The 26,854-nt window shown below is 50.1% G+C and carries 2 protein-coding genes; both read right to left on the bottom strand.

Features of this window, described 5'->3' with window-relative positions; translation table 11 throughout:
- Nucleotides 1–7 precede the first annotated feature (7 nt).
- Nucleotides 8–16,309, bottom strand: coding sequence for a non-ribosomal peptide synthetase (locus tag OTK50_RS00795; protein WP_224224282.1), 16,302 nt, complete (start codon nt 16,307–16,309; stop codon nt 8–10).
- Nucleotides 16,299–26,837 (bottom strand): SDR family NAD(P)-dependent oxidoreductase, encoded by a 10,539-nt coding sequence (locus OTK50_RS00800; RefSeq protein ID WP_266121820.1) that lies wholly within the window; start codon nt 26,835–26,837, stop codon nt 16,299–16,301. The genes OTK50_RS00795 and OTK50_RS00800 overlap by 11 nt, the downstream gene beginning before the upstream one ends.
- Nucleotides 26,838–26,854: the final 17 nt, after the last annotated feature.

Here is a 26,854-nt window from a genome sequence, read left to right on the forward strand (position 1 = left end):
CCCCTCCTTAACTCAATTGTTGTACATGTCTTGTTACTTTAGGCTGATAGCTTCGCAGTTTTTGCATCGCCGAGCCGTGATGTTCAGGGTATACTTCTATCATTTCTTCCGGTTTTTCCTCCGGCTCTTCCGCCTGTTTCATCATGACGAACTGATTCAACGGGCCGCCGAGCAATCGTTCAAGCGCGGCCATTGCTTCCGGCGCTTCAATTGATCCGACTCCCGCCTGTTTCATCCGTTCTTGATAGTCAGCAGATGATACGATTCCGACACTGCCCCAGTAGCTCCAATTCATCACTGCCGCCGAATACGGCCGCGTTTTAGCCAAATGAGCGGCAAAGGCATCTTTGAAACTGCATCCGGCAGCATAATTGCTTTGTCCGGCCGCTCGTGCAAATGATTGAACAGATGAGAAGAACAAAGCAAAGTCCAGCGGCTCATTTCGGAACACGCGGGCCATATTCACGCTGACATTGACTTTTGCAGCGAGCACGCTTTTAAAACGGCTTTCCGGCATATTTGCCAGGCTCTGATCCTCTAAAACAATTGCGGAATGGATGATTCCGTTAATTTGCGGGTGCGTGCGTTTGATCGTTTCATACGCCCGTGTGAGCTCATTCGGATTTGCCGCGTCAGCTTCAATATAAATCGGCGCCGGGCCGAATTGGCTGAGTCTGTCGATTTTTTCCTGGATGGCGCTGTTATGTTTTCGTCTGCCGATCCAAACGACTCGCGCCTGATATGTTTTCACGGCATATTCGCTCCATGCCTCGCCGATGCCCCCCGCGCCGCCGATGACGACATAAACGCCGCCTTTTTGGTAAGCGGGCCGGCTTGACACCGGCTGCTGTACAGGAATAAGGCGCTGTTTGTACCAGTGATTGTTCCGGTACGCCCATGTATTGCCTTGCTCATCAAACGGCGCTGAGAACAGCTCCGCCTTTGAAACATCTTCCGGACATCCGGCATCAATCAGCCTTGTTTGCCAGTTCGGATACTCTTTTGCGAGCGAGCCGACCAAACCGTGAATGCCTGCATGAGCCGGATCAATAATGTCCGCCGGCTGTACGGACTGTGTTTTTATTGTGACTGCAGTCAAGCTGATTCGCTTGCCTCCATATCCTAAAGCAAGCATTGCCTTGATCACTCTGTACATCTGGATGACGCCCGCATCTTGAGCTTTCACCATGTCATCAGCGCTGTGAAAAGGAGCGATCCATACGATATGCCCGAAAGACCCTGTTGCTTTCAGTTCAGCCGCAACAGCCTCTATTTCATCCTCCGGGTTGATATGAAGCCGTTTCGCAGAAGGATGATGCAATTGAAAAGCCGCGCTTTCCTCATACCCCGCGATAAAGACAACCTCTTCCGTCTTATATGCCGGGCTTTGATCACGGAATTCCGCGAGATCCCACACCGGAGCCAGAAGGTTTGCTCCATTTAATGATGTTTCCGGCGCGGGGCCTTCCATCATTCTGGAAGAAATCCCTTTAATTCTGACACAGACCCGTCCTGTCTCATCGCATAAGTCAATGTCCATACGCTGTATTTTTTCATCCGTTCCCCGGGAGCTGACATACGCCCACATGCTTGTCGTGCACGGGCTGAAAATGTCCAGTTCTTCAAGGGCGAACGGCAGTGACAGCTGGTTATCATCTGCGTGCAGCTTCAGTCCGATTGTCGCTTGCAAAGCTGAATCAAGCATACACGGGTGAAGAACGTATTGATCTGCCGTTTCTTCGAGGAAGGAAGGCAGCCGGAGCTCAGCTAATGCTTGATTGCTTCCGATATGAATCTGCTGAATTCCTTGTTGTCCTGGACCGTAGTCAATGCCGATTTTGCTGAATAAGCCGTAACACTGTTCAGAAGTCAGTATACTGAGGCCGCATTGAGCTTTCAGTGCGCCTATATCACGGTGCGGAGCCTCCCCGGCGCTGAGAATGCCGGCAGCCCCCTGACAGTGTATCTGCCTGCCGCTTGCTTCTGTTTGTGAGTCCGTGTAAATGTCATACACGATTTCACCGTTTTCCCTCGGAATCAGGCTGATTTGCGCTTCAATCGGGCGGGTTCCCGCTTCGATCGGCCGAACCCAAACGATGTTTTTCAGGCGGGTGACAGACGGACGTTCCTTTTGCCCTTTGACTGCCTGAGCAACCGCCGCCCTAGCCATTTCCAAGTAGGCAACGCCCGGCATCACCGGCTTGCCTTTAATGAGATGATCGGTGAAAATCGTCTCTTGTCCCGTAAATTCGGATCGGTACCGCTGCTCTGTTAAATCTGATACATTTTCGTGAAGCAGCGGGTGCAGTACCCGCGACGTCAGCACAGCTTGCGGTTTCTCTGCTTTCGGCCGGTTGTCCGTGATCCAGTACCGCTCTTTCGCAAACGGGTAAGCAGGAAGACTCATCCGTTGGGGCTTGATATCAGAATATAAGCCGTCCCATTTGATATCCGCGCCCTGCACCCATAATTCCGCAAGCTTGTCATTCTCTCGGCGGCTTATCAGCTCTTCGATATCCGCTTCGCCGTTTGCGCCTGCCAGAATGGATTTCAGGGAGGTTTTACCCGCTTTTCCTTTATAAATGCCCGCTATATCATAACGTCCTTTCGCACAGCTCTTTAGCTTGTCCCGAAGTTCTTCGGCCGAGGAAGCGATAATGGCCGCTCTTTCTTCCATCGCATCACGTCCCTGCTGAAGCGTGTAAGCAACATCGGCAAGATCCGCATCCGTAAAAGAAGCTTGCGCCAGCTGCTGCGCCTGTTCCTGCAGACGCTCTTCTTCTTTGGCCGACAGCACAAAGATTTGAGGGTGTGTGAAAACAGCTGTTTTTCTTTCTTCCTTCGGGATATATTCTTCAATGACGACATGGGCGTTTACGCCGCCGATGCCGAAAGAACTGATTCCCGCACGGCGCGGCAGATGATTGCCGTTTTCGTCTTTCAATCCCGTCCATTCTCTTTTTTCCTGTACGATGTAAAACGGACTGTCTTTCAGCTTGATATACGGGTTGATGACCTCGCTGTGGAGGCTTTTTGCAAGTGTTTTATGCTTCATCTGCATCAGCACTTTGATCACACCCGCGACACCGGCTGCCAGTGACAGGTGGCCGATATTGGTTTTAGCCGATCCCAAACCGCAGTGACTCGCGTAAACGGCGGAATCGCCTGTTTTTTCGTACAGCTTTTGAAAGGCGGACTTCAGGCCGTTGATTTCGACCGGATCGCCAAGCTCCGTTCCGGTTCCGTGCGCTTCTATATAAGTGACGGTTCTCGGATCAATGCCTGCTTTGTCATAAGCCGTTCTGACGACTTCCGCCTGGGCTTTCGGGTTCGGTGTCGTCAAGGAGTTCGCGCGTCCGCCGTGGTTGACCGCGCTGCCTTTAATGACGCCGTAAATATGATCGCCCGCTTTTTCCGCTTCTGACAGCTTTTTCAAAAACAGAATTCCGGCACCTTCACTGACGGCAAATCCGTCCGCCCTGTCGGAGAATGTTTTACATTTCCCTTCTTTGCTCAGCGCCCCCGCTTTGTCATAAGCGATGTGGCCTTGCGGAGTGACGACGGTATTCACGCCGCCGGCGATCGCCATATCGCAGTTCCCGTTTTCAATGGCGCATACGGCGTGATGAATCGCGACCAGCGAGCTTGAACAAGCCGTGTCGATCGGTTCACTCGGCCCGTGCAGATTGAGCATATAGCTGACACGGTTCGGCCCCGCTGACGGACTCATATTTGCGGCTGACGCACCGCCGATATCAAGGTCGGAAAACAGTGAGCCGTATCCGGTATTCCCCGTGCCGATATACAGGCCTGTTTTCGTGCCGGAAAGGCTTTTAGCGGAATATCCCGCATCTTCTATCGCTTTCCACGCATACATCATTAACAAGCGCTGCTGGGGATCCATCTGTTCGGCTTCCAGCGGTGAAATTCCGAAGAACAGCGGATCAAAATCCGCAACTCCGTCAATAAATCCGCCCCACTTTACATTTGTTTTGTTGGCTTCATTAAGCGGGTCACCGTAATACTCCCGCCAGTCCCAGCGATCCGCCGGCACCTCTGTTATACAGTCTTTTCCTTCTTCTAAGTTGCGCCAATACTCATCAATATTTGCGGCTTTCGGAAACACCCCGCTCATGCCGACAATGGCGATCGGTTCCGGTTTATGTTCAGCCGCAGTCTGAACAGGCTGTACGGCAGTTTTTGCAAATCGTTTATTCCCTGCCAGTCTGATGCCGCCATCATCTGTCACACCGCTTTGTTTTTCTTCTTTCGGCTGTGTGCTGCCGGTAAATTGTGTTTGATAGTCTTCTGCTAAATGATGCGCCAAGGCTTGAATCGTCGCATATTCAAAAAATACGGTCGGTGTCAGATCAAGCTGATAAGTGTCATTCAGCTTGTTGGCGAATTCCGTCAGCGTAATGGAATCAAATCCGTATTGATTGAACTCCAATTCGATATCGATTTCTTCAATGTTTATTTTCAGAAGCCCGGAAACCTCTTTTGCCAGCAATTCCTGAAGTTTTGCCGTCAGGTCTTTCGGCGCAGGCGTTTCATCCGTTTTCTTAACCGGTGCAAAAGCGGCTGCAGGAGTCTTTTGAAGCAGCTTTTCCCGCATTACGGCGCCGTTTCCTTCCATGACGAGCACGCTTGTTTTCCCCGTGCTCCATGCTTTGTAAAGAGCTTCTATTCCGGTTTCAGTGCGCATCGGCGTTACGCCGGTTCTTTTTTCGGTGAGCTTCGCCATTTCTTCATTGACTTGCATTCCGCCGTCTTTCCAAAGCGGCCAATTGATTGACAATGTGTGACCGTGGCGGTACATTGCGGTAACCAGTGCGTTGCGGTATGCCGCATAGCTGTCCATAAATGCGTTTGCCGCCGCATAATCCGCCTGTCCCGCATTCCCGGTGACGCCGGAAATTGATGAGAAAACGATGAAAAAGTCCAGCGCTAAATGCTCGGTTGCTTCATCAAGGTTGACAAATCCGTCCGTTTTAGGAGCCAATACACTGTAAAACTCTTCGGTTGTTTTCTTTGCAATATACTGATCTTTCATCACACCCGCGCTATGAATGATGCCGTGAAGGCCGCCATATTCCGTCTCAATTGTTTTGACCAGGTCTGCCGCAGTTTGAGCGTTTGTTACGTCAGCCTGCTTGTATTCCGCTTTTGCTCCGAGTGATTCAAGCGATTGCAGCTGCATCCGCTGATTCTCGCTTAAAGCGGAACGGCCTGTCAAAACCAGTGTCGGCTCTTTGACTTTCCGGGCGATTTCTTTCGCGAAAATAAAGCCTAAGCCTCCGGCTCCTCCGGTAATGAGATAAATGCCTCCGTCGTTCCACGGAATGCGTATTTTGCCGCCGGACACGGCCGTTTCTTTGACATCTGCGCTGTATCGGATGCCGTTTTCATATTTGATATGGCTGTCATCAGCCCGTGTTTTATTTTCTCTGATGATATCTGTGATTCTGCCGTTTTCCGCCGGTTCTATTTCAATCAGCTGGGTTTTCAGTTTTTTATGTTCCAGGCCGGCTGTTTTTAACAGAGCTGAAATGCCTGAGAGCAGCTGATGCTTATCTGTTTTAGAGAGAACCGTCTGAATGAGGACGTCTCCATCCGTCTCTTCCTTCAGCAGTTTTTGCAGCGTCTCCAATATCCGTCCTGTATAATCACGGAAGCGCGCCGCCGCTTTCCCGTGCTGGGAGGTCATTTCAATACATTCAGCTCCCGCGGCTTCAACGGCTTGTTTTAATCCGGCGTCTGTATCACAAAGTATTACGATATGCCGGGCAAAAACCGGTTCCGTTTGAACAGCAGTTTCATCGCTTCGGGTCCATACCGGCTCAAGCATGAGCGTTTCCGGAGCTTTTTCTTTTTTCTCAGGTTCTTTTTCAGCCGTTCTGAATGACAAACCTTTCAGCCTTACGCACACCTTGCCGTTTTCATCACAAATATCAAGATCGCGTTTTTCAATCTGGCCGGCTTTGTGGTCTTCAGAAAGTCTGGCGTAAACCCACATCTCGGCAGCGCATGCGCTGAATACTTCAAGCTCCTGAACCGCAAACGGAAGCATCAGTTTTTCATCATTTGTTCCGGTTAATATGCTTGATGCCTGCAATGCAGAGTCCATTAAGCCCGGATGCATGACATACTCCTGTACCGTGTCCGCACAAGCCGCATCAAGTGACAGTCTGCCCAATACGAAATCATCACCTGTATAAATCGCTTTGACACCCCGGAAAGCCGGGCCGTAATCAAAACCGATTTTGCGGTACATATCGTATACTTCATCTGCAGAAAACGGTGTCTCGGCGGATTGTGATCTCAGCTTTTGGAGATCAATGACCGGAGCCTCGGCGTCAGGGCGGACTGATACTGCCCCTTGGCTGTAAACGGACGGCTGATCTGTTTCCTGACCGCTGTAAATGTCGAATTGAACGTCATTTGCCGTTTCAGGAATGAGACGGATGTTGACATGAACCGGCTCGTCTTCAATGGTGATCGGCCGCACCCAAACCGTATTCTTAAGCTTGACGCTTCCTTGTCCGGCCGGAACTTCAGATGCCTGTTCCATTGCTGCGCGCGCCATTTCAAGATGTGCCACCCCCGGTAAAATCGGCACGCCTTTTACAACATGGTCCGCAAGGTAAAATTCTTCTCCTGTATAGATTGAGCTGAACCGCTGTTCTGCAAGGTTTGAGGTATTTCTGTGCAGAAGCGGATGAAGCGCGTCTTGTTTTCCGGCAGACACAGTGCTTATTTTTTCGTGTTTTCCGGTATGTTTCGCCGCCCAATAGCGGTCTTTTGCAAAAGGATACGACGGCAGGCTCATACGTTTAGGCGGCCGGTCTCCATACAGCTTCGCCCAATGGACGTTCAGCCCTTTGACCCATAATTCAAGCAGCTTCGCGTATTTGCCGCGTGCCATCCATTTTTCAACGGCTTCTTGAATTTCTTCATCTTCCGTCAGCATTTGCAGGGTGCCTTTGTCTATTCTTCCTCTGTACAAATCCGCGTGCTTATCTCCAGTGATAAACTGTGACAGTTTTTCCTGCAGTTCTTCCGCGGATCCGGCAATAACCGCCAGGCGTTCTTCCATGGCGTCCCTTCCGATTTGGAGGGTATAAGCCATAGAAACGAGGGAGGATTGATCGTACCGTTTTTCAGTAAGCGCACGTTTCAGCTGTTTTGCCTGCTCTTTCAGGCGTTTTTCATTTTTGGCGGACAGAACGAAAAGACATGGGTCGATATGAGAGTCATCTGCTTCCTCTCTGTCTTCTGGAATGTATTCTTCGATGACGACGTGGGCATTTACGCCTCCGATGCCGAATGAGCTGATGCCCGCGCGGCGCGGCTGTTCGTTTCCGCGTTCGTCCGTCTGCGTCTTCCATTCCATCGTCTCCCGCACCAGATAAAACGGGCTGTCTTCAAGCTGAATGTACGGATTTACCGTCTCACAGTGGAGACTTTTTACTAATGTCCGATGCTTCATCTGCAGCAAAATTTTAATAATGCCCGCTGCTCCCGCGGCAAGGGATAAATGGCCGATATTCGTTTTGACTGACCCTAAGCCGCAATAGCCGGCCGCTTTCTCTTTTCCGTCTGCAAACGAGCTGAACGCTTGTTTCAGGCCGTTAATTTCAACGGGATCCCCCAGTTCTGTTCCGGTGCCGTGGGCTTCGATATAAGAGACTGTTTTCGGATCAATGCCCGCTTTTTTGTATGCGGCTTTAATGACTTCCGCCTGTTGTTTCGGGTTAGGCGTTGTTAAAGATGCCGCGCGGCCGCCGTGATTCACCGCGCTTCCTTTAATGACGCCGTAAATATGGTCCCCATCCGCCTCAGCGGCTTTCAGCTTTTTGAGGAAAAAGAGCCCTGCTCCTTCACCATGGGCAAAACCGTCAGCCTGATCAGAGAACGTTTTGCATCTTCCTTCTTTACTCAGCGCGCCCGCTTTGTCAAAACTGATATACACATCCGGAAGAACAATCGTATTGATTCCTCCCGCCAAAGCCATGTCGCACGTCCCTTCTTCAATTGAAGAAACGGCATGGTGTATGGCAACGAGCGAGCTTGAGCAGGCGGTATCAATCGGCTCGCTCGGCCCGTGCAGATTGAGCGTATAGCTGACACGGTTCGGTCCGACAGACGGACTTGTATTCGCCGCGGATGACCCTTCAATCTCCGCATCGGCATTGGCTAAAAGAGAACCGTAGCCGGTATTTCCGGTCCCGATAAACACACCTGTTTTTGTGCCTGAGAGACTCTTTGACGCATATCCGGCATCTTCAATCGCTTTCCACGCGTGCGTCAGCAAGAGGCGCTGCTGAGGGTCCATTTGCTCCGCTTCCCGGGGTGAAATTCCGAAAAATAACGGATCAAATTCAGCAATTCCGTCAATAAACCCGCCTTGGTTGACGTTTGTTTTATTGGCTTCTTTTGCGGGATCCCCGTAATAGTCCCGCCAGTCCCAGCGGTCTTTCGGAATCTCGGTCATGCAGTCTTTGCCTTCTTTCAGGTTCTGCCAGAAAGATTCAATGTCTTCTGCCATCGGGAAAATCCCGCTGATGCCTACGATTGCGATCGGTTCCGGCCCTTGGTCCCGCTGCACTGTCGGCGGAAGTGTCTCAGGCAGAGTGCGGCGTCGCTTAACGGCCGGGCGCGTGATTTGAGTCTCTTTTACCGGTCTTGCCGATTGAACCGTTTTTGTATTTACCGCAAACCGTCCGGCAAATTCCTCTTCGTATTCACTGATTAAATGAACGGCAAATTCATGGATGGTCGGATGATCAAAGAAAATCGTCGGCGTTAACGTAAGCCGGTACGTTTTGTTTAACTGGTTCGTAAACTCAGTCATCGAGATAGAATCCAGCCCGTATTTTGTCATTTTTTCATGAGGATCAATTTTGTCAATGTTTACTTTTAACAGTGAGGCCGTCTGCTGTTTTAACAGATGCTTCACTTTTTCAAGCAGGCTGTCAGCATCAATGTCATGACGTACGCCGGTCTCTGCTTCCGGATGATCATTCTCTTTGCGGAACAGTTTTGCTTTCATGTGTTTCACATCTCCTTCAAGAACCGTCATCCGGGCTGTCCCGCTCATCAAGCCTTGATATAAAGCCTTGATGCCGGCATCTGTGCCGAGCGGTGCGATTCCCGCCTCCTGCATCAGCATATCTTCCGTCTGCTTTCCTGCCTGCATTCCGCCTTCTTTCCATAACGGCCAGCTGACAGAAAGCGTCTTTCCGTATCTTTGTCCTGCGGCTTGTAAAGAACGGCGGTACTCGGCATACATCTCCATAAAGACATTTGCAGACGCATAATCAGTCTGGCCGACGCTTCCAAGCACACCTGATAAGGATGAAAAGACAATAAAGACATCTAATTTCTCATGTTGTGACGCTTCATCAAGATACACAAGGCCCTTCACTTTCGGAGCGAGAACGTGTTGGAATTCCTCTGCCGTCTTCTTCACCATGTAGTTGTCTTTTATAATGCCGGCACTGTGAACAATCCCGTCCAGCTTGCCGTGCCGTTTGCGTATATTGCGGATCAATCGGTATACTTCTGCTTCGTCCGTGACATCGGTCTGCTCGTAGAAAACAGAAGCGCCGGCAGCACGTACTGTTTCCAGCATGTCTTTCTGCTTTTCTCTGAGAACGGATCGGCCGGTTAGTATGATGACGGCGTCTTTTGTACGGTTTGCGATCTCTTTTGCAAAGATCAGACCTAAACCTCCGGCACCTCCTGTAATGAGATAAACGCCTTCGTCTTTCCACGGAATGTCCGGCTCCGCTTGAGAAATATCCATCTCTTTCCAATCGGCGGCAAAGCGCTTGCCGTTTTCATATTTCACATGGACGCTTTTTGCATGCATACGGTTTTCGGACGCTTTTTCCGCTATGCCTTCAGCACTTTCTTTCTCCTCGGCTTCGATCATTTGACAGATCAGCTTGGAATGTTCAAGGCATGCGGTTTTGAAGAGGCCGGTAATGCCTGAGAACACCTGCTGTAAGCCTGCTGACTGCGTAACAGCCTGAAATAGAACGCGGCCCTTCGGCTTGCTTTTCATTATGGTTTTGATATGGTCAAACAGCTGGCCCGCATAAGAATGATACCGCTCTGCAATAGATGCGGGACGATCGTCCAAGATAATGACGCTTGCATGTTCAAGCTTTGCTTCGACAGCTTGTTTTACGGCTTCATCGTACTCACAAAGGAAAATGATATGCTCTTCATACGTTGGCTCGTGGTCCGCCGGTTCCGGCTGCTCTTTCCAGACCGGTTCAGCAAGCAATGTGTCCGTACGGCTGACCGAAACGCCGGCATCCGCGTTTTCTTCCATGATCCGCGTTGAGAAACCTCTCATCCGCACACAAAGCCCGCCGTTATTGTCATATAGATCAATATCGGCTTTTTGGATAGGATCGCCGGCTTTATTGTTCGCACTGAATGTGACGTGCACCCACATATCATCAGCGCACGGATTCAGAACGTCCAGCTCCTCTAAAGCAAACGGTAATGCGGCTTTGAACGGTTCCCCGCTGTCTGCAAGCAGCGCTCTCGTCACGTTTTGCAAATATTCGGCGGCCTGAAGCGCACCGTCCATCATACTCGGATGAAGGATATAATCAGCTTTTGTATGAGAGACGGATTCAGGAAGCTTCAATTTAGCAAGCAGCCGGTCTTCGCCTTTGTATACAAGCTGCACCCCTTTGTATCCGGGCCCGTAATCAGCACCGATCATTCCTTTGTAAAACGCTTGAGATTCGATTGTTCCCTGTGTGCACCGGCGCTTCAGCTGCTCAATATCCGCCGCTTCCTCCGGTTCCTTCCGGATGATTTCAGCGATGCCCTGATTATAAAGAGGAGCTTCTTCACCGATAGAATCGTTACCCCCGTACATTCTGTATTGAATCTGTCCGTCCTCTTCTTCATAAAGTCCGATATGGACACGGACAGCCTCCTGATCGACTATCACCGGGCGGACCCATACAATATTCTTTAAGCGCAGGCCCAGAGAATCCTCTGTTGCCCCGCCGATGCTTTTCTCCGCCGCGGCCCGTGCCATCTCAAGGGTAACGGCAGCCGGCACGATCGCCATTCCTTTAATGATATGCTCGGCAATAAAATACTCTTTTCCCGTGAATTCCGAACTGAACCGCTGCTCCTGCAAGACGGATGTATTCTGATGTACCAGCGGATGCAAAAGCTTGGTATCCGTTTGCTTCACCGTTTCTTCCGGCCAGAAGCGCTCCTCTGCGAACGGGTAGGTCGGCGCACTGATTCTTTGCGGCGCGGAATCCTGATACAATAAGCCCCAATCGACACGCGCTCCTTCAACCCAGAGTGCCGCCAGTGCTTTCAGCTTTTCATCCCGTGTCTGACATGCCGCAAGCTCTTCCATCTCCTGAGCTGACACTTCTCTGCTTCTCACTTTTTCGCCCCGTAAGATGTTTTGGTCATTGCCATTGATGAAATCCTGCAGCTGACGCTTCAAATCGTGACGATCATGACTGATAAAAACGGCTCTCTCTTCCATCGCTTCACGTCCGGTCTGATACGTAAATGCCAGATCATGCAAGGAAACATCGTTTTCGGTTTCATCCAGAAAGCTGGATAAACAGGATGCATAGGCAGTAAGACGCTGCTTATTTCTCGCTGACAGCGGAACGATATAAGGCGGCTGTCCGTCCTTTGATCCGCTGATCGTTTTGTTTTCATACTGTTCAAAAATGGCGTGTGCGTTTGTTCCTCCGAGTCCGAATGAGCTTAACGCTGCGCGGTGCGGCGTCTCTCTCTCCGGAAGCGGTTTTCTCTTATCCGCCACATAAAACGGCGAACCGCTGAATTTGATATTCGGATTCGGTGACGTGTAATTAATGGTAGGCGCCAGCTCCCGATGATATAAACTCATGGCGACTTTGATGCACCCGGCCAGACCTGCTGCTGTATCCAAATGTCCGATATTCGTTTTTACGGAGCCGATCCCGCAATACTGCTCCCGGTCCGTGTAACGTTTATACACTTGCTGCAGCGCGGACATTTCAATCGGATCACCCAATGTCGTTCCTGTGCCGTGCGCTTCGATATAGGAAATCGTCTCCGGGTGAATATTCGTGCTGTCTAAAACATGCTGGATGACGTCAGTCTGACCTTTTACACTCGGTGCGTAAAAACCGACTTTATCCGCTCCGTCATTGTTCAGACCGATGCCTCTGAGCATGGCGTATATGTGATCTCCGTCCTGAACGGCTTGTGACGCCTTTTTCAGCAGAATGACGGCCGCTCCTTCTCCGCCCGCCATACCGTCGGCTGAAGCATCAAATGCCTTGACATGCCCGTCGCTTGAAAAATTCAATCCGTTTTGGTGCACATAGCCAATGCCGGTCGCTGCATGCAGAGTTGCTCCGCCGACGAGCGCGTATTCCGATTCTCCGCTCGTTATGCTTTTGTAGGCTGAATAAAGACCGACTAATGATGATGAGCAATTGGAATGAACGAAATAGCTTGGCCCTTTTAATCCGAGCTTATGGGAAACCATCGTCGGAATCGTGCCGCTCTGCGCTAACACCCATGACACATAGCCATCGGGAGATTCATGGCCTTCTGTCGTTTTTTCCGGCAAAAGCGACCGATACGAATTATTGCTTGCCGACATATATACGCTTGTCTTCGGAATCTCTTTCGATACATATCCCGCGTCCTCGACGGCTTTCCAAGAATGAAGCAGCAGAAGCCGAAGCTGAGGATCCATAAATTCTGCGTCTTTTGGAGAAATGTGAAAGAACTCAGGGTCAAAGAGATCTTTTCCTTCTATCGTCGATAATGCCGGCACATAGTCGGGATTTTCGATCAAATCTTCAGGCACGCCGGCTTCCCGAAGTTCTTCTTCCGAGTAGAACCGGACGCTTTCCTTTCCTTCTCTTAACTGCTTCCAAAACTCATGATGATTTTTCGCGCCGGGGAACTGGCAGGAAATCCCCACTATCGCCACACTGTCATCAAAATAAGACGGCACCCCGTTTTGCGGTGTTTGTTCTCTTTCTCTCTCATCTTGGCCGTACACCTCTGATTCAGCTGCCTGTTTTGTTTCAACAATAAATCGGCTGATCGCCTGAATGGTAGAGTGTTCGAATAAATCCGTGACGGTAAAATCGCATTCCAGCTCCTGCTTAATGCGCTCTGCCGCCGCAACAGCCAGAAGCGAGTCGCCTCCCACATCGAAAAAGCCGTCTTCGGTTTTGATGCCCGCCGTATTCAGCAGGTCTTCCCATATTGCGGTCACTTTCGCTTCCGCTTCTGATAACGGCAGTCTGCCCGTCTTTTCAGACCGGTGAACGATTACCTTGCGCTGTTTTAGGTCTTTACGGTTCACTTTTCCGCTCGGTGTTAACGGCAGCGCATCCAGGCGGATAAAATGGGCAGGCGCCATATAATCCGGCAGGCTTGATAAAAGATGGTTGCGGAGCGCTTTTTCATCTGCCGTATGACCGGAGCGGGCCGTATAATAAGCAATCAGCTTTTTATGTCCGTTCTTTTCCTGAACAACAACCGCCTGGTCAAGGATATCCGGATGTTCGCTCAATTTCGTTTCAATTGCTCCCAATTCGATGCGGAAGCCGCGAATTTTCACCTGACTGTCAATCCGGCCGGCATATTCTATATTTCCGTCAGGCAGCCATCTGGCCAAATCACCTGTCTTGTAAAGTTTTTCTCCTTCACTAAACGGATTATCAATAAATGATGCCGCCGTCAGCTCAGGCTGATTGTAATAGCCTCTGGCCAGACCGGCGCCGGCCACGCAAAGCTCCCCGGCTACACCGTCAGGGACGGGGCTGAGCTTTTCATCGACGATATAAAGCCGCGTATTGTGAATCGGTTTCCCGATCGGCGTATTCCTGCTTGTGATTTCCTTTTGGCCGCAGCTGTAGTAAGCGGCATAAATGGATGTTTCCGTCGGGCCGTATATGTTTTCAATTCTGGCATGTTTGAAGATGGAAACTGACTTTTTGACTAAATCTTTCGGAAACGCCTCACCGGCCACCATCACATACTTCACAGGGCCGTCTTCTGTAAATGCCGTATGCCGCTTTACAGTTTCAAGAAATACATTAAACACGGCGGGCGCAAAATTCAGATGCGTGACCTGGTGGGTTTGGATATGTTCCATGCAAAGCTGCGGATTTTTTTCTGCACCAGGCGGCAAAATGACTAGCCGTCCGTTTCCGATAAACCAGCCGAATAATTCAGAAATCGAAACGTCAAATACGTAATTCGTTTTTAACAGATAGGCATCCTCTTGTGCGACCGGATACTCAGCTTCCAAAAACTGCAGCGTATTCATGATGGCCCTGTGCTCAACCATGACGCCTTTCGGTTTTCCCGTGCTTCCGGACGTATATAGAATATAAGCGAGATGATGCGGTTTTGAACGCGGCGTCAGTTTTGCTCCGCTGACAGAACGTCCGCTGTTTTCAATTTCCACCGTGCTCACACCGCCGATGGCCAACTGTTCAATCATGCCGCGCGTCTTTTCCTGCGTTAATACGATTGTCACGCCGCTGTCAGTCAACACGTGGGCCATCCGTTCATTTGGAAAAGCCGGGTCCAGCGGCACATACGCGCCTCCCGCTTTTAAAATGGCGAGGATGCCGATGACCATCTCAAAAGAACGCTCCGTACAAATGCCGACCGGGCATTCCGGTGTGACGCCCTTTTCTTGCAGGTACACAGCGAGCGCCGTGCTTCGTTCATCTAATTCGCGATATGTAAGACTATTTTCACCGAATATGACGGCTTCTCTGTCAGGATGGCGGCCGGCTTTTTCCGCAAACACTTCATGAATGCAGCGCTCATTCGGCTGATGGGATGAACGGCTTTCATCCCGTTTTTGATTGAGCAGGCCGGAACAGGCTTCAAAAGCGATCTCCGGATCAGAAAGCACCTTCTCCGCCAGTTTCATATAATGCTCCGCCATTCGTTCGATGAAAGAAGGACTGTAGACATCCGGGTTGTACAGAAATTGCAGGACGGTTCCCGTTTCTTTTTTATAGACTTCAAGCGCAAGCTCAAATTCGCCTTCCTGATGAATGTCTTCTATCATTTCAATGCCGAGTGATTGATATAGTTCCGCCAGCTTTTCCGCTCCTTCCGTCCGGAAGAAGTTTTGATAGAAAAACGCTGTTTGAAAAACAGGCGACACCGCAGGCGAGCGTTCCGTCTTCAATTCTTTGACAAGCGCGGGAAACGGATATGCGGCATGGTCCAGCCCTTCTGCCAGTGTCAGCTGCAGCTCCTTCAAAAACGACGTAAAAGATTTGGCGCCCGTCTCCCTGCTTCTGACCGCGATCATATTAATGAAGTATCCGATGACAGACTCAAATTGAGCCTCAGAACGCCCCATCGTCGGCATGCCGACGATGACATCTTCCTGATTCGTATATTGATAGAGCAGTCCTTTGAAAATAGCGAGATACACAACGGATTCATTGACGTTATTTTTTTGGGCGCAAACTTTAATCTGCCGGTTCAGTTCATCAGGAAGCAAGCGCTGATACGCCTGCCCCCTGCACGTTTGAACCGATGATCTCGGGTAATCCGACGGAAGCTCAAGCACCGGCAGCGGTCCTTCCAGCTGCTTTTTCCAATAAGAGAGATGTGTTTTTCCCGCTTCGCTTTCCAGCAGCTCTTTTTCCCATTTCACAAAGTCATGATAATCTGCGGCCTGCTGAAGCATGACAGGTTCTTTGCCTTCACTTGCTTTTACATAAGCGTCCAGCAGCGCCGACATAAACGTCATAAGAGAGACGCCGTCAAAAATGATATGGTGAATGGTAATTAACACAATCGGCTCCCGCTTCGCCTGCCGGAATACTTGAACACGCAGGAGCGGCCCGGTTTCAAGCGAGAACGGTTCTTTTGCTTTTTCTTTAATAAACGTAAGCGCATCACGCCCGCTTAATTCAGAAAGATCCATTTCTTCAATCGGAAAATGCCGATCCGTATCTTCTATCTGATACGGAAGGCCGTTTTCCTCTTTTATCACACTGGTCAAAATAGGGTGCTGGCGCTGCACGGACAAAAGAGCGTTTTTGAATGTCTCGATATCCAGCTTTTGAAAACGAAAGCATAACGGAATGTTATATGCGCTCATCTCCGGAAACATTTTCTGAAGCATCCACAAACCTTTCTGGCCTTCAGAAAGCGGACGTTTTGCAGTTGTCCGCTTAGAAGCCTGAAGCTTTTGTTCTACTTCAGCGATGGTGAGCGTTCCTGATCTGTAGGCATCGAGAAGTTCTTTATGATTCATAGGTCTTACTCCCTTCTATGATGTCTTGCACTCTTTTAAAATCTAATGTCCCCTCAGAGACCTGTTTCATCATGGCGATGATCTCCTGATCCGTATACTCCTTGTTATCCGGAGCGGCGGCTTCTGTTTCGGTTTCTTCCGTTCGGTAAAACGTTTCGATCGTTTCTTTATGTTCTGTCAGGTAATAGCTCATGACGTCTCCGAGCGTGGCATAGCTGTAAAATAATGCCGGAGTGACTTCAATGCCGTAATGACTCGTCAAAAGAGCGGCAAATTTGGCTAAATAGATGGAATCAAAACCGAATTCCGCCCAGTTTTTATGCAGGACGAGTTTATCTTTGGATATTTTCAGCAGGCTGTTTATCTGCTCTTTCAAATCTGCTTCGAGCCGTTTTTCCGTGCTTTCTTCCGGGATGCGGCGGCTCACGGTTTCCAAAAACGCATCCGGTTTTGATGAATCGTCCCGCTGTATGCCTAAAAATCGTTCAGCACGGCTTCTTTTGCCGGCAATGATAAGGCACTGGGTGTGGTCTTGAGAAATGATGCGCTCAAAAAGCTCAATGCCTTCATCTGTTTCTAACAGGCGCTGGCCGCTTGATTTCAAGTACATGCCCGTCGTCTCTTCACCGCCGACGGCCATTCCGCCGTTTTTCCAGACCGGCCAGTTTATGACAAAAGCGTTTCCGCTTTCTGATTGTTCGTTTTTATAGTGGGCATACGCCATTTGGAACCTGTTCGCGACCGCGTAATCACAGCAGCCGAAATCCCCTAAAACAGCCGATGTGGATGAAAAGTAGCAGATGAAATCCGGCGTTTCGTTTTTCAGCCACTCGTCAAGAAGCAGGCTTCCGTTTATTTTCGGTTCAAGCGTACTCCGGAAATTCCCGATTTCATTTTCAAAGACGGATGTTCTGCTTTCGATGCCCGCCGCATGAATGACGCCGTGAATGGCTCCGAATCGTTCTTTCGCGCGCTTGATGCAGTCGCCCATTCCGATCGGATCACAAACATCGGCTTCGGCGTAAAGAACACCCGCGCCGAGATTTTCCAGGTCTTTCATTTTTTCTTTCTTTTCTTCATTGATCGGCGACCGCCCCGTGAGAATGACATTTGCCTGGTAGTTCCGGGCGAGATGGCGGGCAAATAAGTAGCCTAGCCCTCCTAATCCGCCTGTAATGAGATATGTTCCGCCGGTTCTGATCCTGCTGTTTTCTTTCGTTAGTCCGGTTGGTTCGGTGTGATAGACATATCGTTTTCCCTCTTCCAAGAAAACGGTTTGGTCTGTTTCAGCTTTCAGCTCGTCCCAAATGGTTCTCATCCAGTCCGTTATGGCCGCACCGGCTTTTCTGAAGTGGCCGGTAACACTTGTTTTCGGGAGAACAATGCCGAGCGAACGCTCAAAGCCGATCCATGATTCCAAGTAGCACTTTTCCAGACCGGATGCATATTCCCCCGCCAATAACAGCCTTTCCGGCTGCAGACCGGTCTCAGCCATTGCTTTGAGAATATGGACGATACATGAATAATCTTCGATGCAGCTTTTATCTTCAAGCGCCCATAAATACAAAATGGCAGAAGCTTCACCGTACTCTTTTTGAATATCCGCAAAAGCGTTCACATATGATTGCGGATCTTCCCGCACCACTTGGCAGCGCCCGGCGGACAGAGCCTCATACCGGTCTCCCTGAGCGATAAAAATAACGTCAATGTCATTGTCATACGATTTGATCACAGAGATGGCTTCCTGCTGCTTCTTCTGATCAGATAAGAAAGAAATCACCGTTTTGATTTTCTTTTCTCCGGCTGCCGGCAGAGCCTGTTCTTTAAGGACTTCTCTAAAAGCCATCACTTCAAACTGTTCCGCCGGATCACTTTCATCAGTCGGCGACTTAACGGGCGCTGCCTTGCTTTGTACAGGCTGCTGATGCCAGAAGCGTTCTTTCGCAAACGGATAAGCAGGCAGGCTGATGCGGGCCGGAGGACGGTCTCCGTATAATTTCGCCCAATCGATATCCAATCCTTTTACCCAAAGCTCAAGCAGCTTAGAATATTTCCGTTTGCTGATCCAAGCGTCTATGATTGTTTCCATATCATCATCCGCCGAAAATACGGCAAGCATCCGTTTGTTTTCTTCCGTGCCGTCACGGTGCAGTCCGGCGCTGTTTTGTCCGGCGATAAATCCATTCAGTTTTTCCTCAAGTTCATGAAGTGAATGGACGATAAAACCGAGACGCTCTTCCATCGGCACCCGGCCCGTCTGAAGAGTAAAGGCTATGCTCATAAGGTCGCGGCCGCTGTGTCTTTTTTCACGGATGGCGTCTCTGAGCTGTTTTGCTTTTTCAGTGAGCCGTTCGCTGTTTTTCGCAGACAGGACGATGATGGCGGGCTGATCTGCCGGCGTCTCATCAGGCTCTTTGTCTGCCGTATATTCTTCTATGACGAGGTGGGCGTTTGCTCCTCCCGCGCCGAAGCTGCTTAACCCCGCCCTTCTCGGAAGCTCTCTGCCGCCGATGACGGGACGTTTCCACTCACCGAGCTCCTGCTGAACGGCAAACGGCGTATACGCGAAATCAATATTCGGATTCAGCTGTTCCGCGTGCAGGGACGGCGCAATTTGGCGGTCTTTGAGCTGGAATAATATTTTTGTCAGACCTGCAATGCCCGCGGCGCTTTCACAATGACCGATATTTGATTTTGCGGAGCCGATGGCGCAAAACTGTTTGTCTGTTGTATCCTCTTCAAATGCTTTCGTTAATCCGGCGATTTCAATCGGGTCTCCTAATGCGGTGCCCGTACCGTGGGCTTCAATATAACTGACGGTGCGCGCCGGGACGTTTGCCCTTTGGAAAGCTTCTTTTATTAAGGCGGCCTGCGCATTCGGATTCGGAACGGTGTATCCGTTCGTTTTGCCTCCGCTGTTAATGGTGCTTCCTTTAATCACACCGTAAATGTGATCGTTATCGGCAATCGCTCGGTCTAACGGCTTTAATACGACCGCGCCTACCCCTTCTCCGTCTACAAAACCATCCGCGCGGTCTCCGAACGATTTGCACGTGTCGCCTGCGGAAAGCATGTTCATGACTGACAGATTCATATAATGGATCGGGTCGGTCACTATGTTTACGCCACCGGCAATCGCGCATTCGCTTGAACCGCTGTATATGCTCTCAAGCGCCAGATGAATGGCCGTCAAAGAAGAGGAGCAGGCTGTATCAACGGCAATGCTCGGCCCTTGGAAATCAAAAAGGTAAGATACCCTGTTGGCAATGGACCAATAGCCGTAGCCTGTCGGGTAGTTTTTGTTCATCGCGCCGGCAAAAACACCGATTTTTCTGCTTTGGCACAGGTTGTCAGGCGTATAGCCGGCATCCTCGATACTCGCATACGCCGTTTCTAAAAATAATCGCTCCTGCGGGTCCATTCGCTCTGCTTCCAAAGGAGAAATCTGAAAGAACAGCGGATCAAACTTGTCCATATCCTCAATGAAGCCGCCCCATTTCGTATAAATAGAGCCTTCTTTACCTTTCTCTTCATCGTAGTAATCCTGCCAGTTCCAGCGTTCCCGCGGGATTTCTTCTATGCAGTTTTTTCCTTTTTTAATATTTGCCCAAAGCTCAGCCGCTGTTTTTGCCTGCGGGTAGCGTCCTGAAACACCGATGATGGCCACGTCGCGAACCGAACTTTGCCGGACGGTCTCTTTGGCTGCCCGTTTTTCCCTCCGCCGCCAGTCAGTGCGAAGCGGCTTAGCCGGCTGTACAGCCTGCGGTTCTGGTGATGCCTTCCGTTCTTCCTGAACAGGCGTTTGTCCCGTCAGTTTGATCATCGCGTCTTTTTTCGTTTTGATTAAGTAAGCGACGAGCGCGTCGATCGTCTGATATTCAAAAAATAAAGTGCTGCTGACTTGGTCCAATACATTTCGTAACGCGTTTGTCAGCTGTACGACGACGATAGAATCAATTCCGTATTTTTCAAGCGGCGCTTTCGGATCAATTTGAGCCGGCGGAATTTTTAATGTTTCTCCGATTAACGTTTTCAAGTACTCGGTGCTTTTTTCTATTAAAGACGTGTCGCCTTTTTGCACCGTTGTTTGCCCCTGAAGTTCCGGCGCATGTGATGCTTTTGGCGGAGCGGTCCGTTTTCCGGCCTTTGCTTGAAGCGTTTTTTGGCGAACAATGCCGTTGCTTTTTGCCGCTATAATCTGATGGCTTAATTCATGTGCCGCTTCTGCCGGGAAGAAGACAGAATGCCAGCCTTCACTTTCTAACACGCGCTTCCAGCTTTCCGGATACAAGCCCGGGCACCCCGGAATACGAAGGGCAGAATCTTCATGCAGCCACCAGCCTTCAAGCAGTCCGAAAGTAATATGCGGGAACAGGCTGTTTCCCGCCATTTCATTTAAGAGCAGCAAACCGTTGTCTTTTAAAACGGCTTTTGCGTTTCTCAGCGTCTGGCGGATGTCTTTCGTCGCGTGGAGCACATTGGCCGCAACGACGATGTCGTATGCGCCCGGCTCTATATCCTGGCCGGCAAGCGGCGCTTCTGCGTTAAAAAGCTTATACGTCAGATAAGGGTTCCGTTTGCCGTATTCCGTCTCCGCATGCACGAGAAAAGCTTTTGATACATCGGTGTAACAGTATTCTTTTATATGGTTTTGATACGGCCTGAGCTTTTCAAATATGCCTGCGCTTGTGCCGCCTGTGCCCGCTCCGATTTCCAGTATGCGGATCTCGGCTTTTGAATGTTTGTTGATGTTTTCTTTCACATATGCCGTTAATGTATCTGACAGGGCGCTGTTAAAGTAATCCGCGACTTGGTTGCGCTTATAAATTCCTTCAACAAGTTCCATTGAAGAATGCGGGAACATGATATCTGTCGCCGGCACGTCTTCGCGCAGAATGCCCGGCAGTGCTTTAAGCATCGTCTCGGCTAAAACAGTCATCGCTTTCGTATCGGCGTTATTGAGCCATTCCTCTTTTTCCCGCTCCCATTTTTGCCATAGCGCGGCGGTTGTGTTTTCGGCCCGCGCCGACAGTTTATATGAATCCGCATTCCCTTCCAGATAGCCATGTTCCAGAAGGAAGGCGATCGTTTGCTTGAGCCATTTTTTAAAGTATTCATGCTCGGGCTCATACACTTTATGGCTTTGCGGCGTCAGCAAGTCCGCTTCTTTAAACTGGGCGATCAACAGCTGATACAGAAAATCATCGAGCTTCTGATGTTCAGCCTCTCTTACAAGACGTGCGCCGGGCGGAGCGACCTTCGGCTGTTGTGAAAAGACAATCGGCTGAGGCGGATAAACAGAAATTTTTTCTGTTTCACTCATCCCTTCGACTGCGACCGGTTTGGTCGTATGAATGAAGGCTGCTTGATTAACCGGCAGCGTCATAAGGGTTTCAAGCGCCTCCATTGCAGCGTCCGGTTCGATCAATCCCAATCCGATCTGATCCATCAGCTGAATAAAATCGCCGTCTTCAGCCGCTTCGCTGTTGCCCCAATAGCCCCAATTCATCACTTTGACCGGACAATTCCATGTCTGATCAAGTTCTTTCGCAAATGCGTCACTGAAAGCGCATCCTGCGGCATAATGGCTTTGTTTCACGTTATGAATAAATGCCACAAGCGAGGAGAAGAAGAGCGCAAAGTCAAGCGACTCCCGTCCAAATACCTCCGCCATGGACACACTTACATCGGCTTTTGCCCGCAGCACCGATTTGAACTCTTCTGTCTTCATATTATTTAAGCTTTGCTCAGACAGATCCATTGCCGAGTGGATGATTCCGTTCATTTTTGTGTGGCGCTCTTTTATGAACTGATAAGCCCTCTCTAAGGAAGCACTGTCAGCGGCATCGGCGGAAACATATTCAGGCGCCGGGCCGAATGCGCTGAGCCGGTCGAGTTTCGCCTGTATGGAATCATTCAGTGTGCTTCTTCCGATCCAAATGATGCGTGCTTTGTAGCGGCGGATCATGTATTCACTCCATGCCTCACCGAGATACCCGGCGCCTCCGATCACGGCATAAACCCCGCCTGTTTGGTACAGCGTGCCGTTTTTCGGCATATTGTCAAGCGGTATCAGCTGCCGCTCAAACAGCTGCTGATTGCGGTACGCCCAAATTTGACCGTTTTTCCCGGCAGAAAGACGAAGCGCCTCTTCGATCGGCCAGCTGCCGTCCGTTTCTGTGTCAATCATACGGATATGCCAATGCGGATATTCTTTCGCCATTGTTCCGGCAAGTCCGCTGACTGCGGCTTGTGACGGGTCGGCGCTGCCTTGATCCGAAAACGGCTGGGCATTTGCTGTGACGATGCACCAGTCCAAACGTTTTTCTCCGTACCCTAAGGCAAGTAATGCTTTCATCAGCTTGAACACATGAAGAACATTCCTTTCCTGTTCCTTGAGGCTGTCAGCACTCTCAGCCTGCGGAGCAAGCCAAATGATTTGCTCCAGTTCTTTTTGTCCTTCAAGCATGTGCGTAAGAGATGTGATATCATCCGTACCTCTGATCGGGTAATAGGAAGCGTTCGGCAGATGTTCTTTTATGTGCGTATGTCTCGAATCCGTTCCGCCGAATACTGCCGTCTGCTTATCCACCGCTGCTTCCCCGGCTTTTTCAAGCGCAACAGGCTCCCAAGCCGGAATCAGCATCGTATGGCCGACAGGCGCCTCCGTGGTTTCTCCGCCCGCTGTTTGGCTTGTGTCAAGCGCCCGGACGGACGCGCCTTTCATCCTGACATAAACCGTACCGGCATCATCGCACATATCAATGTCAAATTTTCTTACGTTGTCATCTGCTTTGCTGCCTTCTGTGTACCGGATATATGACCAGATATGTTCAGGGCACGGGCCGAACACTTCCACTTCCTGCATCGCAAACGGCAAAGAAAGCTCGTGGCTGTCTGCATCGTCATGTATCGAACGGACAAGCAGACCGACGGATGCGTGAAAAGCGGCGTCCATCATACTCGGGTGAAGCGTATACTGTTCTTTTTTGTCATGTACGGCTGCTGGGAGTGAAATACGGGCCAATAATCGGTCTTCTCCGATCAGCAATTGCTGTACGCCCCTGTATGCCTCTCCGTAATCCAGACCGATCCTTTCAAAAGCTCCGTAACATTCTTCTGCAGTTACGGTTCCTAAATTGCAGGAAGTTTTGACAGACTCGATATCAATCTGGGCGCTTCCCGGTTCGGTAATGACCGCTTCACCCTGGCTGTGAATGACCGGATCTTCGCCGTTTTCTGCCTCACTGTATATTTCATAGGTAATCTCACCATTATCTTCCGGATAAAGGGCAATATGTATTTCCTTCGGTTTGTCTTCAATCATGACCGGCCGGACCCAAACGACCTGTCTGAGTGTGACGCTGTGGTCTTTTTCCGTCACGGCAGCGGCCTTTTTGACCGCCTCTGCGGCCATTTCCAAATAGGCGACACCCGGCAGTATTTTTTGTCCGTTGACGACATGGTCAGATAGGAAAAATTCATCTCCCGTAAAAAGAGACGTGAAGCGCTGCTGCGAAAAATCTGACGTATTTTCTTGTAAAAGCGGATGCAGCACTGTTCCTGACGGGCTTTTCTCCTGTTTTTTCTGCTGCGGAATCCAATAGCGTTCTTTTGCAAATGGATAAGTCGGAACGCTAGTTTTACGCGGTTTATCCGAACCGTACAGCTTATTCCAATCTACTGTTTTCCCTTCTGCCCATAACGCCGCAAGCCGTTTCGGATCGTCCGTCTCAGGAGCGGCTTCGCTCAGTTCCGGCAGCTCAGCTTGTCCGCGCCAAAAACCGGAGATGTTTTCGTTTCCTTTTACAAAATCATTCAGCTTTTCTATCAAGTCGCGGGTGTCATTTACAAGGAAGACAGCTCTCTCCTCCATTGCTTCACGTCCTGTCTGAAGTGTATAAGCCAGTTCAGACAGCACCGTCTTTTCTGAAAGCGACCGGGCTAATTTTTCCGCATAGGCGAGAAGCCTGTCTTTATTTCTTGCTGACAGCGGGATGAGTTTTGCTGCATCGTTCTCAGGTACAGGCGCTTTTTGTTCAGGCTGAATGTATTCTTCTAAAATGATATGGGCGTTCGAACCTGATGCACCGAATGAACTGAGTCCGGCCCGGCGCGGATAATGTGTGACTTTTCCGTTTTCTTCAGCTTCCGGCTGCTTCCACGGAGCAGTCTGCTGCTGTACGTAAAAAGGAGATCCCTCAAATTTCAGGTAAGGATTTAATTCCGCAGAATGCAGTGATTTGACAAGCGTTTTGTGATGAAGCTGCAGCGCTGCTTTTGTTAACCCGCTGATCCCTGCCGCTGATTCTGCGTGGCCGATATTTGATTTGACCGAACCGATGGAACAAAATTGCTGATCCTGCGTCCCTTGGCTGAACGCTTTTGACAGACCTTCAATTTCAATCGGGTCTCCTAACGAAGTACCTGTGCCATGGGCTTCCACATAGCTGACGGTCCGCGGGCTGATACCTGCTTTTCTCAGACAGGCCTTAATGACTTCTGCCTGTGCAGCAGGACTCGGGACGGTAATTCCGCTTACTTTCCCGACGTGGTTAACGGCGCTTCCTTTAATGACCGCGTAAATGCGGTCGCCGTCTTGTTCGGCTTTTTCCAGCGGCTTGAGCAAGACCGCACCGACTCCTTCTCCGGAAACGTAGCCGTCCCCGCCCTCGCCGAATGTACGGCAGCGGCCGTCACTTGAGTGCATGCCCACGCTTCCGTAGCTGAGATATTTCGCCGGGTGCAGCGACAAGTTCACCCCTCCCGCAAGCGCGGCTTCACATTCGCCGCGGCGGATGCTTTCAATGGCCAGATGAACGGCGGTCAATGATGAGGAACAAACGGTATCCACCGCGATGCTCGGCCCGTGGAAGTCACAATAATAGGACACTCTGTTGGCGATCTGCGCATAATTCAGTGAAACCGGAAAAGGATCAGTTTCAGATAATTGTTCTGCGCCGATTAAGGAATAATCTTTATGCATCACCCCTGCAAATACGCCGATCGGATGCTGTTTCCCCCCTTTATTTCCCAGCGTTTCAGGCGTATACCCCGCATCTTCAATCGTTTCCCAGCATGTTTCTAAAAACAGGCGCTCCTGCGGGTCCATCATTTCCGCCTCACGCGGTGAGATTCTGAAAAACTGCGGATCGAAGCAGTCGGCATCGTCAATGAAACCGCCCCATTTTGATACTGTTTTTCCAGACGGGGACGTTACGTTTTGATATGTTTTCCAATCCCAGCGGGACTTCGGTACTTCAGTAATGCAATCCGCGCCTGCCTTCAGGTTATCCCAAAACTCCGCCACACTTTTCGCTTTCGGATAGCGGCCGGCCATTCCGATAATCGCGATGTCTCCGGTGTTTTTATGGTGTTCTGGCGCGTCCGGTGCTTCAGCTTCAGACCGTGATGGTTCGGCTGCACGTTCCTCCGCACATTCAAATGAAACGGTCTTTTTCAGATAGGCTGCCAGTTCTTTTATATTTGTATATTCAAAGAGAAGAGTGGGCGCGAGGTCCGCACCCGTCTTTTTACTGATATCTTGTACAATCTCAAGCAAAGAAGATGAATCCAGCCCAAGCTCGTAGTAGCCGGCTAGAACGTCCAGCGTCTCCCAGGGCTGACCAAGCTTATCAGCCAAAAGCTTCTTTAAAAACAGAATGATGTCTTTTTCATCTGCGCTTTCCGGCTCAGCTGCAGCCTGTTGATTCTGTTCGGCTGTATTCGCGTCTTCTTCAAGCCGAACCGCTTTTCCCGTAATGTTTTTAAGCTCCGCCACCTTTTGTCCGGATCGGCTGAAGTACTCGATTGTCATCGTTGTGAGTTCTTTTTCCTGACGGACGCCGGAAGCTGCGATACGCGCCGTGCACTCTGATTGCAGCCTGTCGGCGGCCGTGAACGATTCATAATATAAAGGCAGATGAAGCCGGTTTGTTTCAGAAAGCAAACCGCTCGCCCCGATTCCGCTCGCATCCAAAAGGGCCGGATGAAATAAAAAGAAATCCTTTCCTTCTTCACAAGAAAGCTCAGCCAGCATGCCGCCTTCTGTTTCGTACAATCGTCCGTTCGATTTCATCATGCCGGAATGAACCAAGTCATGATCCAGGCAGCGGTTATACATGTCATCAAGATTCAGAGATCTGACTGACTGCTTCACATCGCTGAAATCAATGGTTTCGTCAAATGTCACAGCGTCTCTTTTCACCATTTCAGCCGTCGCATATTGTATATCGTCTGACAGCTCGTCACCCTGCTGTTTCTGCCCCGAAAGGGAGATGAGCCACTTTCCATCTCCGCTATCAGAACATTGAATGGTCAGAATGATTGCAGCCGTTTCACTGACGGTTAAAGGCTGATAAATCGTAACGTGCTTCAATTCGAGCTCATTGTATACATAACCGTGTTCCTGAAAAACCTGATAAATCAAATCGATATAAGCAAGACCGGGCAATACCGCTTCACCAAAGACCTTATGGCCCTTCATGATGGGATGATCCAGTGAGATATTGATTTTTTCCGATATCATTCCTTCCCACTCCTCTC

Source organism: Bacillus sp. NEAU-CP5, assembly GCF_026420705.1.
Classification (GTDB): domain Bacteria; phylum Bacillota; class Bacilli; order Bacillales; family Bacillaceae; genus Bacillus; species Bacillus velezensis.